The 12,412-nt window shown below is 56.6% G+C and carries 10 protein-coding genes and 1 rRNA gene; 10 read left to right on the top strand and 1 reads right to left on the bottom strand.

Annotated features, from left to right (window positions below; translation table 11 throughout):
• Nucleotides 1-66 precede the first annotated feature (66 nt).
• The 3 genes from mrcB to PSH79_RS23250 are packed head-to-tail and all read left to right on the top strand — an operon-like array spanning nt 67 to nt 3,492.
• Nucleotides 67-2,391, top strand: coding sequence for a penicillin-binding protein 1B (mrcB, locus tag PSH79_RS23260; protein WP_305439810.1), 2,325 nt, complete (start codon nt 67-69; stop codon nt 2,389-2,391).
• A 16-nt stretch (nt 2,392-2,407) separates the two neighbouring features.
• Nucleotides 2,408-3,157 (top strand): hypothetical protein, encoded by a 750-nt coding sequence (locus PSH79_RS23255; RefSeq protein WP_305439809.1) that lies wholly within the window; start codon nt 2,408-2,410, stop codon nt 3,155-3,157.
• The gene (locus PSH79_RS23250; RefSeq protein WP_305439808.1) at nt 3,157-3,492 is read left to right on the top strand and encodes a YqcC family protein; all 336 of its coding nucleotides are present in this window, start codon (nt 3,157-3,159) and stop codon (nt 3,490-3,492) included. Before PSH79_RS23255 ends, PSH79_RS23250 begins: the two co-directional genes overlap by 1 nt.
• A gap of 18 nt (nt 3,493-3,510) precedes the next feature.
• Here the strand turns inward: PSH79_RS23250 and PSH79_RS23245 are convergent, their stop codons facing one another.
• Nucleotides 3,511-3,927: a DUF4124 domain-containing protein gene (locus PSH79_RS23245; protein ID WP_305439807.1), complete on the bottom strand. Its 417-nt coding sequence runs from the start codon at nt 3,925-3,927 to the stop codon at nt 3,511-3,513.
• 400 nt (nt 3,928-4,327) lie between these two features.
• Between PSH79_RS23245 and PSH79_RS23240 the strand changes: the two genes are divergently transcribed.
• The 7 genes from PSH79_RS23240 to PSH79_RS23210 all read left to right on the top strand — a co-directional run bounded on the left by PSH79_RS23240 (nt 4,328) and on the right by PSH79_RS23210 (nt 12,394).
• Complete coding sequence (locus PSH79_RS23240; RefSeq protein ID WP_305439806.1) at nt 4,328-6,052, top strand: acetolactate synthase 3 large subunit; 1,725 nt, start codon at nt 4,328-4,330, stop codon at nt 6,050-6,052.
• A 2-nt stretch (nt 6,053-6,054) separates the two neighbouring features.
• A complete protein-coding gene (ilvN, locus tag PSH79_RS23235; RefSeq protein ID WP_003176102.1) occupies nt 6,055-6,546 on the top strand; it encodes an acetolactate synthase small subunit in 492 nt (163 codons plus the stop codon).
• Between the two features lie 48 nt (nt 6,547-6,594).
• Nucleotides 6,595-7,611 (top strand): ketol-acid reductoisomerase, encoded by a 1,017-nt coding sequence (gene ilvC / locus PSH79_RS23230; protein WP_003228216.1) that lies wholly within the window; start codon nt 6,595-6,597, stop codon nt 7,609-7,611.
• Between the two features lie 147 nt (nt 7,612-7,758).
• Complete coding sequence (gene pssA / locus PSH79_RS23225; RefSeq protein WP_187679255.1) at nt 7,759-8,616, top strand: CDP-diacylglycerol--serine O-phosphatidyltransferase; 858 nt, start codon at nt 7,759-7,761, stop codon at nt 8,614-8,616.
• A 63-nt stretch (nt 8,617-8,679) separates the two neighbouring features.
• Entirely contained in the window at nt 8,680-9,693 is a 1,014-nt protein-coding gene (msrP, locus tag PSH79_RS23220; RefSeq protein WP_305439804.1) for a protein-methionine-sulfoxide reductase catalytic subunit MsrP, read from the top strand.
• Complete coding sequence (msrQ, locus tag PSH79_RS23215; protein WP_305439803.1) at nt 9,693-10,316, top strand: protein-methionine-sulfoxide reductase heme-binding subunit MsrQ; 624 nt, start codon at nt 9,693-9,695, stop codon at nt 10,314-10,316. The genes msrP and msrQ overlap by 1 nt, the downstream gene beginning before the upstream one ends.
• Nucleotides 10,317-10,857: 541 nt before the next feature.
• Nucleotides 10,858-12,394 (top strand): 16S ribosomal RNA (locus tag PSH79_RS23210).
• The last annotated feature ends 18 nt before the right edge of the window (nt 12,395-12,412 follow it).

Below are 12,412 nucleotides of genomic sequence, written 5' to 3'. Positions count from 1 at the left end.
GCCAGCCCGACGCAAACCTCGGAGCGCTCCTGTTGAGGATGAATAAAGTGCGTATAATCCGCCGCCATGACTCGAACTCGATCCCCCCGTACTCCTAAAAAACCACCTGCCAAGGGCCTGCGCCCATGGTTGGGTTGGGCCATTAAACTCAGTCTGGTCGGCCTTGTGGTGCTGGCCGGCTTCGCCGTTTACCTCGATGCCGTGGTGCAGGAGAAGTTCTCCGGCAAGCGCTGGACCATCCCGGCCAAGGTATACGCGCGCCCGCTTGAGCTGTTCGTCGGACAAAAGCTCAGCAAGGACGATTTTCTCACCGAACTCGATGCCCTCGGCTATCGCCGTGAAGCCGTGAGCAATGGCCCTGGCGCCGCAGCCGTCAGCGGCAACACCGTCGATCTGAATACCCGTGGCTTCCAGTTCTATGAAGGTCTGGAGAAAGCGCAACCGGTGCGCGTGCGCTTCTCGGGCGATTATGTCGCCGAGCTTTCAGCCACCAACGGCTCCAAGCTGTCAGTGGTGCGCCTGGAACCGGTGTTGATCGGCGGGATTTATCCGAAGAATCTTGAAGACCGCATTCTGATCAAACTCGATCAGGTGCCGCCATATCTGCTGGAAACCCTGGTAGCGGTTGAGGACCGGGATTTCTACAGCCACTGGGGCGTGTCGCCGAAGTCGATCGCCCGCGCCATCTGGGTCAACACGTCCGGCGGCAAGATGACCCAGGGCGGCAGTACGCTGACCCAGCAGTTGGTCAAAAACTTCTACCTCACCAACGAACGCAGCCTGTCCCGCAAGCTCACCGAAGCGATGATGGCGATGCTGCTGGAGCTGCATTACGACAAGAAGGAAATTCTTGAGGCCTACCTCAACGAAGTCTTCGTCGGACAGGACGGCCAACGCGCGGTGCACGGTTTCGGTCTGGCCAGCCAGTTCTTCTTCGGTCAGCCTCTGTCCGAGTTGAAGCTGCATCAAGTCGCGATGCTGGTGGGGATGGTCAAGGGCCCGTCCTATTACAACCCGCGGCGCAATCCTGAGCGTGCGCTGGAACGCCGTAATCTGGTGCTCGATGTGCTTGAGCAACAAGGCGTCGCAACGGCGGAGCAAGTCGAAGCAGCGAAGAAAATGCCACTGGGTGTGACCACTCGCGGCAAGCTGGCCGACAGCTCGTTCCCGGGCTTTATCGATCTGGTCAAACGCCAGTTGCGTGAAGACTACCGCGACGAAGACTTGACCGAAGAGGGTCTGCGGATCTTCACCAGTTTCGACCCGATTCTGCAGATGAAAGCCGAGGCGTCGGTCAACGACACCTTTAAGCGTCTTTCCGGGCGCAAAGGCTCCGATGATGTTGAAGCGGCGATGGTCGTGACCAATCCGGAAACCGGCGAAGTCCAGGCGATGATCGGCAGCCGACAGGCGAGTTATGCCGGTTTCAACCGGGCACTGGATGCGGTACGACCGATCGGCTCGTTGATCAAGCCGGCGGTGTATCTCACTGCGCTGGAAAAGCCGAGCCAATACACCCTGACCAGTTGGTTGTCGGATGATCCGTTGTCGGTCAAAGGTGCGAACGGTCAGGTGTGGAAACCACAGAACTACGATCGTCGTTCCCACGGCACTGTGTTCCTCTATCAGGGCCTGGCGCATTCCTACAACCTGTCGACCTCGCGTCTGGGCCTGGAAGTGGGCGTGCCGAATGTCCTCAAGACGCTGGGTCGCCTGGGTGTGACGCGCGAGTTTCCGGCGTTCCCGTCGATGTTGCTGGGTGCCGGCGGCATGACCCCGATCGAAGTGGCGACCATGTATCAGACCCTCGCCAACGGTGGTTTCAATACGCCGATGCGCGGGATTCGCAGCGTGCTGACCGCCGAAGGCGAGCCGCTCAAGCGTTATCCGTTCCAGATTCAGCAGCGTTTCGATCCGGCGTCCATTTACCTGATCCAGAACGCCATGCAGCGGGTTATGCGTGAAGGCACCGGTAGCTCGGTTTATAACGTGCTGCCGAAGACCCTGACGCTGGCCGGCAAGACCGGTACCAGTAACGACTCGCGTGACAGCTGGTTCGCCGGTTTCAGTCAGGATCTGCTGGCGGTGGTCTGGCTGGGACGCGATGACAACGGCAAGACGCCATTCACTGGTGCTACCGGTGCATTGCAGGTCTGGACAAGTTTCATGCGCAAGGCTGACCCGCTGCCGCTGGACATGCCGCAGCCGGACAACATCGTCCAGGCTTGGGTCGATTCGCGTACCGGGCAAGGCTCCGATGCCAACTGTCCGGGGGCGGTGCAGATGCCGTATATTCGCGGCAGCGAACCACCACCCGGCGCTGCCTGTGCAAGCGAAACGCCTGCTTCCGGCGAGTCGGTGATGGATTGGGTCAAGGGCTGGATGAATTAAGCAAAGAGGGTTTCAAGTGAACAAGTGGTTGATTCCAGCGGTGACCGCCGTGGCTTTGCTCAGCGGCTGCTCTACCGTACAGCGTGGTTCGATCCCGGTGGTTGATTCGGGCACGGCCGTGTCCAACAGCGAACGTATTTCCGCCAATGGCGGCTTCCGTCAAACCACGGTCAAGCGTCCTGCACAGGCTCAGACTCAGGCCATACCGCAAGGCGATACCGGCGTGGTGGTGATGGTTCCGGGTGGCGGTGCGACAACATCGGCACCGATCAGCGCTTCGCCGATCGTGCCGGGCCCGGCGTCCGGTGGTATTACGCCGGGGCCGTACAACCCGTCTTCGGTTGAGCCGGCACCGGTCAGTTCCGGCAGCTACAGCATGCCTTCGACGCCGAGTGGCATTCCTTCGGCCAGCAGTGGCGGCGGTCTGTCGGCAGATGAGCAACTGGACGGTCCGGTACTCGCCTTGCTGACCACCGCTCAACAGCAACAGGCCGGTGGCGACCTCAACGGTGCATCTTCCAGCCTGGAGCGTGCGCAGCGTGTTGCCCCGCGTGAGCCGCAAGTGCTTTATCGTCTGGCGCAGGTGCGCATGGCTCAAGGCGATGCGCCGCAAGCCGAGCAGTTCGCCCGTCGTGCCCTGACCATGGCCAACGGCCGCCCGGACTTGCAGGCCAGCCTATGGGAAATCATCGCTCAGTCCCGTGAGAAACAGGGTGATTCCGCGGGCGCTGCTCTGGCCCGTCAGAAGGCCAAGGTAACGCTGTGATGGATGGTCGTTTCCCGAAAATCGCCGATCAGCTGCTGCTGATCGAGCGTGAACTGCGCACTCAGGGCTGGTGGGATGAAGTCTCGCCATCTATTGAGGCACTGAGCAGTGTCGAGCCATTCTCGGTCGACACGCTGGAATTCGAGCAGTGGCTGCAATGGATCTTCCTGCCCCGCATGAAGATGATCCTTGAACAGGATCTGCCACTGCCCAATGCCTCGGGCATTCAGGAAATGGCTGAAATGGTCTTCGCCCAGCGCAATATGCAGGGCAAGGACCGGCAGCTTCAGTTATTGCTGAAACAGTTTGATCAGTTGATTACTGCTTCGCGCTGAACCGGAAGCTGCCAGTGGTTACTGGCAGTTTTCCGCAATCTGCTTCTGCGCTTCGACGATGCGCTCCTGACGTTGTGCATCGCTCAGCCGCCGCAATTCCCCCCCCACTTCCTCCCGCAAACGCGGATTGTTGTGCAATTGCGCAAGATTCGTACGTGCCTGCTCGCAAAACGCCTTGAGCTGCGCTTGTTGATCGGCGACTTGCTTCTTGACCTTGTCGTCGATGGCTTTCTGATCGCCCATCACCCCGCCACCTGGCATCGGCGCCGGTTTTGCCGCAGGCGAGGAGGGCATCTGCAGGCTAGTGGATGGCTGGCCTTGGGGAGGCTGTGCATCAAAGTGAGTGACACCTTGGGCATCGACCCATTTGTAGATCTGAGCGGCCGTGCACCATGGGCTGAGGCCGATCAGCAGGGTTAACAGAAGCATTCGCATGCTGATTCCTTGGCAAAATTGCGCAATTGACGCTAACAGAGTAGCTGTTTTCAGGTTTTTTCTTGCGTTCTCATGTGCTTACCCACAATTAAGCACATAGACGGCTTGACTTGGAGAGGGCGAAACAGAAGAATCCAAAGTCCGCTGTAGAGGGACTGCCAGAAGCAGACCCACTCGGTAGATCATGAGGCGCACATCCGCGCCGACCTGTTACACCCGCAACGCGTTACCTCGCGCTGGGTGGGAAAGGCCCGCAACACTTGGGACGATCCCAATACTTGCTCAGTCAGTGCTGACGTAGTCGGCGACCACCGTCGCTCATGCTCTGCCGAGAAGTAAACCTATTAAGACCCGTCCCATTTTTCGTGGGCGGTATTCTGGCGTTTTAGAGGTGAACAACGTGGAGCTTTTATCTGGCGGTGAGATGCTCGTCCGCTTCTTGCGTGACGAAGGCGTCAAATATATCTACGGGTACCCGGGTGGTGCTCTCCTGCATGTTTACGATGCCCTGTTCAAAGAACCGGAAGTGACTCACATCCTGGTTCGTCACGAGCAAGCGGCTACCCATATGGCTGACGGCTACGCCCGTGCCACCGGTAAAGCCGGCGTGGTATTGGTGACTTCCGGTCCAGGCGCCACAAACGCCATCACCGGTATTGCCACCGCCTATATGGATTCGATTCCAATGGTGATCATTTCCGGTCAGGTGCCTAGCACCATGGTCGGCACCGACGCGTTCCAGGAAACCGACATGATCGGTATCTCCCGGCCGATCGTGAAGCACAGCTTCATGATCAAGCACGCTTCGGAAATCCCGGAAGTCATGAAGAAGGCCTTCTACCTGGCGCAATCCGGTCGTCCGGGCCCGGTCGTGGTCGATATTCCGAAAGACATGACCAACCCGGCCGAGAAGTTCGAGTACATCTTCCCGAAGAAAGCCAAGCTGCGCTCCTACAGCCCGGCCGTTCGCGGTCACTCGGGGCAAATCCGCAAGGCGGCAGAAATGCTCCTGGCGGCCAAGCGTCCAGTGCTGTACTCCGGTGGCGGCGTGATCCTGGGCAACGGTTCCGCACCGCTGACCGAACTGGCGAAAATGCTCAACCTGCCAGTGACCAACACGCTGATGGGCCTGGGCGGCTTCCCTGGCACCGATCGTCAGTTCATCGGCATGCTCGGCATGCATGGCAGCTACACCGCCAACCTGGCGATGCACCATGCCGACGTGATCCTGGCGGTCGGCGCGCGTTTCGATGACCGTGTGATCAACGGCGCGGCGAAGTTCTGCCCGAACGCCAAGATCATTCACATCGATATTGACCCGGCTTCGATCTCCAAGACCATCAAGGCTGACGTGCCTATCGTTGGTCCGGTCGAGAGCGTCCTGACCGAGATGGTCGCAATCCTCAAGGAAATCGGTGAGACCCCAAACAAGGAGTCTGTGGCCAGTTGGTGGAAGCAGGTTGATGAGTGGCGCGGTGATCGCGGCCTGTTCCCTTACGACAAGGGTGACGGCAGCAAGATCAAGCCGCAGACCGTGATCGAAACCCTGTGCGAAGTGACCAAGGGCGATGCCTTTATCACCTCCGACGTGGGTCAGCACCAGATGTTCGCTGCGCAGTACTACACGTTCAACAAGCCTAACCGCTGGATCAACTCCGGTGGCCTGGGCACCATGGGCTTCGGTTTTCCGGCGGCCATGGGTATCAAGTTGAGCTTCCCGGAAGACGACGTTGCCTGCGTCACCGGTGAAGGCAGTATCCAGATGAACATCCAGGAGCTGTCGACCTGCCTGCAATATGGCTTGCCAGTAAAAATCGTCATCCTGAACAACGGTGTTCTGGGGATGGTGCGTCAGTGGCAGGACATGAGCTACGGCAGCCGTCACTCGCACTCGTACATGGAATCGCTGCCTGATTTCGTCAAGTTGGCCGAAGCCTATGGTCACGTTGGCGTGCGCATCACCGAATCGAAAGACTTGAAGTCGAAGATGGAAGAAGCGTTCGCCATGAAAGATCGCCTGGTCGTCATCGATATTTCGGTCGACACCAGCGAGCACGTCTACCCGATGCAGATCAAAGACGGCTCGATGCGCGATATGTGGCTGAGCAAGACGGAGCGTACTTAATCATGCGGCACATTATTTCCTTGCTTCTGGAAAACGAACCCGGCGCTCTGTCTCGTGTAGTCGGCCTGTTCTCGCAGCGCAACTACAACATCGAAAGCCTGACCGTGGCCCCGACCGAAGACCCGACTCTGTCGCGTCTGACGCTGACCACCGTTGGCCACGATGAAGTCATCGAGCAGATCACCAAAAACCTGAACAAGCTGATCGAAGTGGTCAAGCTGGTGGACCTGTCGGAAAGTGCTCACATCGAGCGCGAACTGATGCTGGTCAAGGTCAAGGCCACTGGCGCCCAGCGCGCCGAGATCAAACGCACTACCGATATTTACCGTGGGCAGATCGTCGATGTCAGCGCCAGCGTGTATACCGTTCAATTGACCGGTACCAGCGACAAGCTCGACAGCTTCATACAGTCCATCGGCACCGCATCGATTCTGGAAACCGTCCGCAGCGGCGTGACCGGCATTGCTCGCGGCGACAAAGTACTCAGCATCTAAACCAAATTAGCGAATGGCCTGAACGGCCTGGATATATAGGGGAAATTCATGAAAGTTTTCTACGATAAAGACTGCGACCTGTCGATCATCCAGGGCAAGAAAGTTGCCATCATCGGTTACGGTTCCCAGGGCCATGCCCAGGCGTGCAACCTGAAGGATTCCGGTGTCGACGTTACCGTTGGTCTGCGTAAAGGTTCGGCGACCGTTGCCAAAGCAGAAGCTCACGGCCTGAAAGTGACCGACGTTGCTTCCGCTGTTGCTGCTGCCGACCTGGTCATGATCCTGACCCCGGACGAGTTCCAGTCCTCGCTGTACAAGAACGAAATCGAGCCGAACATCAAGAAAGGCGCCACCCTGGCCTTCTCCCACGGTTTCGCGATCCACTACAACCAGGTTGTTCCGCGTGCCGACCTCGACGTGATCATGATCGCGCCGAAAGCCCCGGGCCACACCGTGCGTTCCGAGTTCGTGAAGGGCGGCGGTATTCCTGACCTGATCGCGATCTACCAGGACGCTTCGGGCAACGCCAAGAACGTAGCCCTGTCTTACGCTGCTGGCGTGGGTGGCGGTCGTACTGGCATCATCGAAACCACCTTCAAAGACGAGACCGAAACCGACCTGTTCGGCGAACAAGCCGTTCTGTGTGGCGGTACCGTTGAACTGGTTAAAGCCGGTTTCGAAACTCTGGTTGAAGCTGGCTACGCGCCGGAAATGGCCTACTTCGAGTGCCTGCACGAACTGAAACTGATCGTTGACCTCATGTACGAAGGCGGTATCGCCAACATGAACTACTCGATCTCCAACAACGCTGAATACGGCGAGTACGTGACCGGTCCGGAAGTGATCAACGCCGAATCCCGTCAGGCCATGCGCAACGCCCTGAAACGTATTCAGGACGGCGAGTACGCCAAAATGTTCATCAGCGAAGGCGCAACCGGCTACCCTTCGATGACCGCCAAGCGTCGTAACAACGCCGCTCACGGTATCGAAATCATCGGCGAGCAACTGCGCTCCATGATGCCGTGGATCGGTGCCAACAAGATCGTCGACAAAGCCAAAAACTAAGTCGTCGTCCCTCAAACGAAAAAACGCGGCCTCGGCCGCGTTTTTTCGTTTGAGGCGGTGGTTCTGGTATAAAGCTGCATCGTTTGTGGCCGAACCGTCGTCCCAGACACCTGTCGAATTTTTCCAAACCGTTGCAAGGTAATGTCCATGAGCGAACGTCCCGAAGAGCCGAACAAGGCTTCTGACGCCGAAAGCCTGCTGCCCATCGATGAACACATCGAAGAAGGGCACGACGCAGAAGGTCGTAAAGTCCGGCATCGTGGTATCTATCTGCTGCCGAATCTGTTCACCACTGCGAATTTGTTCGCAGGATTTTATTCCATCATCAATTCGATGAGCGCCCAGGCTGCGTTGAGCGCCGGGGACTCGGTGAACGCGAGCAAGTATTTCGCCTTCGCCGCCATCGCGATTTTCGTCGCCATGGTGCTCGACGGTCTCGACGGCCGTGTGGCGCGCATGACCAACACGCAAAGTGCGTTCGGCGCCGAGTACGACTCGTTGTCCGACATGGTCGCGTTCGGTGTCGCGCCGGCGTTGCTGGCTTTCGGCTGGGCGCTGGGTGACATGGGCAAGGTCGGCTGGATGGTCGCCTTCATCTATGTGGCGGGTGCAGCATTGCGTCTGGCGCGTTTCAATACTCAGGTGGGTACGGCGGACAAGCGCTACTTCATCGGTCTGGCCAGTCCGGCAGCCGCCGGCGTGGTGGCGGGAATTGTCTGGGCGTTCAGCGATTACGGGATCCAGGGCTCGAAGATGTCGTTCCTGGTCGCGCTGATGGTTGCGGCTGCGGGCATGCTGATGGTCAGCAACATCAAGTACAACAGCTTCAAGGAACTGGATTTGAAAGGTCGCGTGCCCTTCGTTGCGATCCTCGCGGTGGTGTTGGTGTTTGCCGTGGTCTTCAGCGATCCACCGCGCATTCTGCTGCTGGTGTTCCTCGCTTATGCGGCCTCCGGCCCAGTGCAATACCTCCTGCATCTTCGTCGGCACAAAAACGCCGAGTGATGTAATTTCCCGCATACTCCGCAGTCAATGGGTACATCTGTCCTCCAAAGCTGCGGAGTTGTCATGTTGATCAAAATCCCCAAAGCATCTGACTGCCATGAGTCGGATGTCACGCCTGAATCAATTTACCTTTCTCGTCGTCAACTGCTCGGGGTCACTGCGGCCGGCATTGCCGTGGGTAGTCTCCCGCGCTGGGCCAGTGCTGACGAAACCGCTCGCTATGCTGATGTCGAGGCGGGCAAGGCACCTGGTTGGTTTGCCGATAAGCTCTCTTCTACTAAGTGGGGGGCGGTCAACGTCAAGGATGAGGCGATCACGCCTTATAAAGATGCGACCCACTACAACAATTTCTATGAGTTCGGCACTGACAAGGGGGATCCGGCAGCAAATGCCGGATCGCTGAAAACCGAACCGTGGAGTGTGGTGGTAGACGGGGAGGTGGGTAAGCCAGGGCGTTACGCGCTGGAAGACTTCATGAAACCGTATCAGTTGGAGGAGCGCATCTATCGCCTTCGCTGTGTTGAAGCCTGGTCGATGGTTATTCCGTGGATTGGTTTCCCTATATCGGCATTGCTCAAGCAAGTCGAACCGACCTCCAATGCCAAGTACATCCGATTCGAAACTCTGCAGGATCCCAAGAGTATGCCGGGGCAACGTTCCGGTTTCGCTTTGATCGACTGGCCGTATGTAGAAGGCTTGCGTCTGGATGAGGCGATGAATCCATTGGCGATTCTGGCTGTGGGCATGTATGGCCGGGAATTGCCGAATCAGAATGGCGCACCGCTGCGTTTGGTGGTGCCTTGGAAGTATGGGTTCAAGAGCGTCAAATCCATCGTGCGTATCAGTCTGGTCAGTGAGCAACCGAAAACGACCTGGCAGAGCATTGCGGCGGATGAGTACGGGTTTTATGCGAACGTGAATCCTACGGTCGATCACCCTCGTTGGACCCAGGCGCGGGAACGCCGGTTGCCGAACAGCCTGTTCAAGCCGAATGTGCGTGATACCCAGATGTTCAACGGCTACTCGGATGAAGTTGCTTCTTTATATACAGGGCTCGATCTGCGGAAGAATTACTGATGCGATATCCGGTCTGGCGGGTGGGTGTTTTCATTGCAGCGGCGATTTGGCCATTGCTGTGGTTTTATCAAGCCTTCGAAGATTTGCTTGGGCCGGATCCTGGCAAGGTCTTGGTTGATCGGCTCGGACTTGGGACGTTGGTGTTGTTGCTGATTACCTTGAGCATGACGCCTGTGCAAAAATTGACCGGCTGGGCGGGGTGGATCGCAGTACGTCGGCAATTGGGGCTTTGGTGTTTTGCCTATGTGGTTCTACATCTATGTAGTTACATGGCATTTATTCTCGGGTTCGATTGGTCGCAGCTTGGCGTTGAGCTGCGTAAGCGGCCATACATTATTGTCGGCACGTTAGGTTTTCTCGGGTTGCTGGCGTTGGCGGTGACTTCCAATCGTTACAGTCAGCGCCGTCTAGGCGTGCGCTGGAAGAAGCTGCACCGTCTGGCCTATGTGATTCTGGGGCTGGGTTTGCTGCATATGCTTTGGATCGTGCGTGCTGATCTCCGGGAGTGGGCTATCTATGCCTTTATAGGTGCTTTGCTTCTATTACTGCGCGTGCCACCTGTTGCTCGTCGAATCCCGCGTTTATTGGCTAAAAAACAGATTCTGCAGGAAAAGCGAAATTAGTAGTTGACGGCAGATTCTGGAAGTCTATAATTCGCCCCACTTCCGGCGCAGTCGAAACGGAAAACTCCTTGAGATTCAATGAGTTAAGTAGGTTTCGAGGGCGGGTTGCTTCAGTTCATCGAAGCCTGGAAGGAGTTGAAAGAGCGGCGATGTTTGGCTCTTTTAACGGTTCGATCTTCTCGGTCGAAAGCGGAGAAAAAGAGGTGTTGACAACAGTGAGTAACGCTGTAGAATTCGCCTCCCGCTAACGAGAGATCGGAAGCGCAAGTGGTTGAAGTTGTTGAAGAATTCTTCGAAAACTTCTGAAAATAATCACTTGACAGCAAATGAGGCTGCTGTAGAATGCGCGCCTCGGTTGAGACGAAAGATCTTAACCAACCGCTCTTTAACAACTGAATCAAGCAATTCGTGTGGGTGCTTGTGGAGTCAGACTGATAGTCAACAAGATTATCAGCATCACAAGTTACTCCGCGAGAAATCAAAGATGTAACCAACGATTGCTGAGCCAAGTTTAGGGTTTCTTAAAAACCCAAAGATGTTTGAACTGAAGAGTTTGATCATGGCTCAGATTGAACGCTGGCGGCAGGCCTAACACATGCAAGTCGAGCGGATGAAAGGAGCTTGCTCCTGGATTCAGCGGCGGACGGGTGAGTAATGCCTAGGAATCTGCCTGGTAGTGGGGGACAACGTTTCGAAAGGAACGCTAATACCGCATACGTCCTACGGGAGAAAGCAGGGGACCTTCGGGCCTTGCGCTATCAGATGAGCCTAGGTCGGATTAGCTAGTTGGTGAGGTAATGGCTCACCAAGGCGACGATCCGTAACTGGTCTGAGAGGATGATCAGTCACACTGGAACTGAGACACGGTCCAGACTCCTACGGGAGGCAGCAGTGGGGAATATTGGACAATGGGCGAAAGCCTGATCCAGCCATGCCGCGTGTGTGAAGAAGGTCTTCGGATTGTAAAGCACTTTAAGTTGGGAGGAAGGGCAGTAAATTAATACTTTGCTGTTTTGACGTTACCGACAGAATAAGCACCGGCTAACTCTGTGCCAGCAGCCGCGGTAATACAGAGGGTGCAAGCGTTAATCGGAATTACTGGGCGTAAAGCGCGCGTAGGTGGTTTGTTAAGTTGGATGTGAAATCCCCGGGCTCAACCTGGGAACTGCATTCAAAACTGACAAGCTAGAGTATGGTAGAGGGTGGTGGAATTTCCTGTGTAGCGGTGAAATGCGTAGATATAGGAAGGAACACCAGTGGCGAAGGCGACCACCTGGACTGATACTGACACTGAGGTGCGAAAGCGTGGGGAGCAAACAGGATTAGATACCCTGGTAGTCCACGCCGTAAACGATGTCAACTAGCCGTTGGGAGCCTTGAGCTCTTAGTGGCGCAGCTAACGCATTAAGTTGACCGCCTGGGGAGTACGGCCGCAAGGTTAAAACTCAAATGAATTGACGGGGGCCCGCACAAGCGGTGGAGCATGTGGTTTAATTCGAAGCAACGCGAAGAACCTTACCAGGCCTTGACATCCAATGAACTTTCCAGAGATGGATTGGTGCCTTCGGGAACATTGAGACAGGTGCTGCATGGCTGTCGTCAGCTCGTGTCGTGAGATGTTGGGTTAAGTCCCGTAACGAGCGCAACCCTTGTCCTTAGTTACCAGCACGTAATGGTGGGCACTCTAAGGAGACTGCCGGTGACAAACCGGAGGAAGGTGGGGATGACGTCAAGTCATCATGGCCCTTACGGCCTGGGCTACACACGTGCTACAATGGTCGGTACAAAGGGTTGCCAAGCCGCGAGGTGGAGCTAATCCCATAAAACCGATCGTAGTCCGGATCGCAGTCTGCAACTCGACTGCGTGAAGTCGGAATCGCTAGTAATCGCGAATCAGAATGTCGCGGTGAATACGTTCCCGGGCCTTGTACACACCGCCCGTCACACCATGGGAGTGGGTTGCACCAGAAGTAGCTAGTCTAACCTTCGGGAGGACGGTTACCACGGTGTGATTCATGACTGGGGTGAAGTCGTAACAAGGTAGCCGTAGGGGAACCTGCGGCTGGATCACCTCCTTAATCGACGACATCAGCTGC

Origin of the sequence: Pseudomonas sp. FP2196 (assembly GCF_030687715.1) — a bacterium.
GTDB lineage: Bacteria > Pseudomonadota > Gammaproteobacteria > Pseudomonadales > Pseudomonadaceae > Aquipseudomonas.
Note: the sequence above shows the minus strand (reverse complement) of the source record. Positions and strands in the feature narration are given on the sequence as shown.

Excerpts from the sequence above, each read along its gene's own strand:
- pssA (WP_187679255.1), top strand. The coding sequence starts at position 7,759 with ATGAGCGAACGTCCCGAAGAGCCGAACAAGGCTTCTGACGCCGAAAGC.
- ilvN (WP_003176102.1), top strand. The coding sequence starts at position 6,055 with ATGCGGCACATTATTTCCTTGCTTCTGGAAAACGAACCCGGCGCTCTG.
- mrcB (WP_305439810.1), top strand. The coding sequence starts at position 67 with ATGACTCGAACTCGATCCCCCCGTACTCCTAAAAAACCACCTGCCAAG.
- PSH79_RS23250 (WP_305439808.1), top strand. The coding sequence starts at position 3,157 with ATGGATGGTCGTTTCCCGAAAATCGCCGATCAGCTGCTGCTGATCGAG.
- PSH79_RS23245 (WP_305439807.1), bottom strand. The coding sequence starts at position 3,927 with ATGCGAATGCTTCTGTTAACCCTGCTGATCGGCCTCAGCCCATGGTGC.
- msrQ (WP_305439803.1), top strand. The coding sequence starts at position 9,693 with ATGCGATATCCGGTCTGGCGGGTGGGTGTTTTCATTGCAGCGGCGATT.
- ilvC (WP_003228216.1), top strand. The coding sequence starts at position 6,595 with ATGAAAGTTTTCTACGATAAAGACTGCGACCTGTCGATCATCCAGGGC.
- msrP (WP_305439804.1), top strand. The coding sequence starts at position 8,680 with ATGTTGATCAAAATCCCCAAAGCATCTGACTGCCATGAGTCGGATGTC.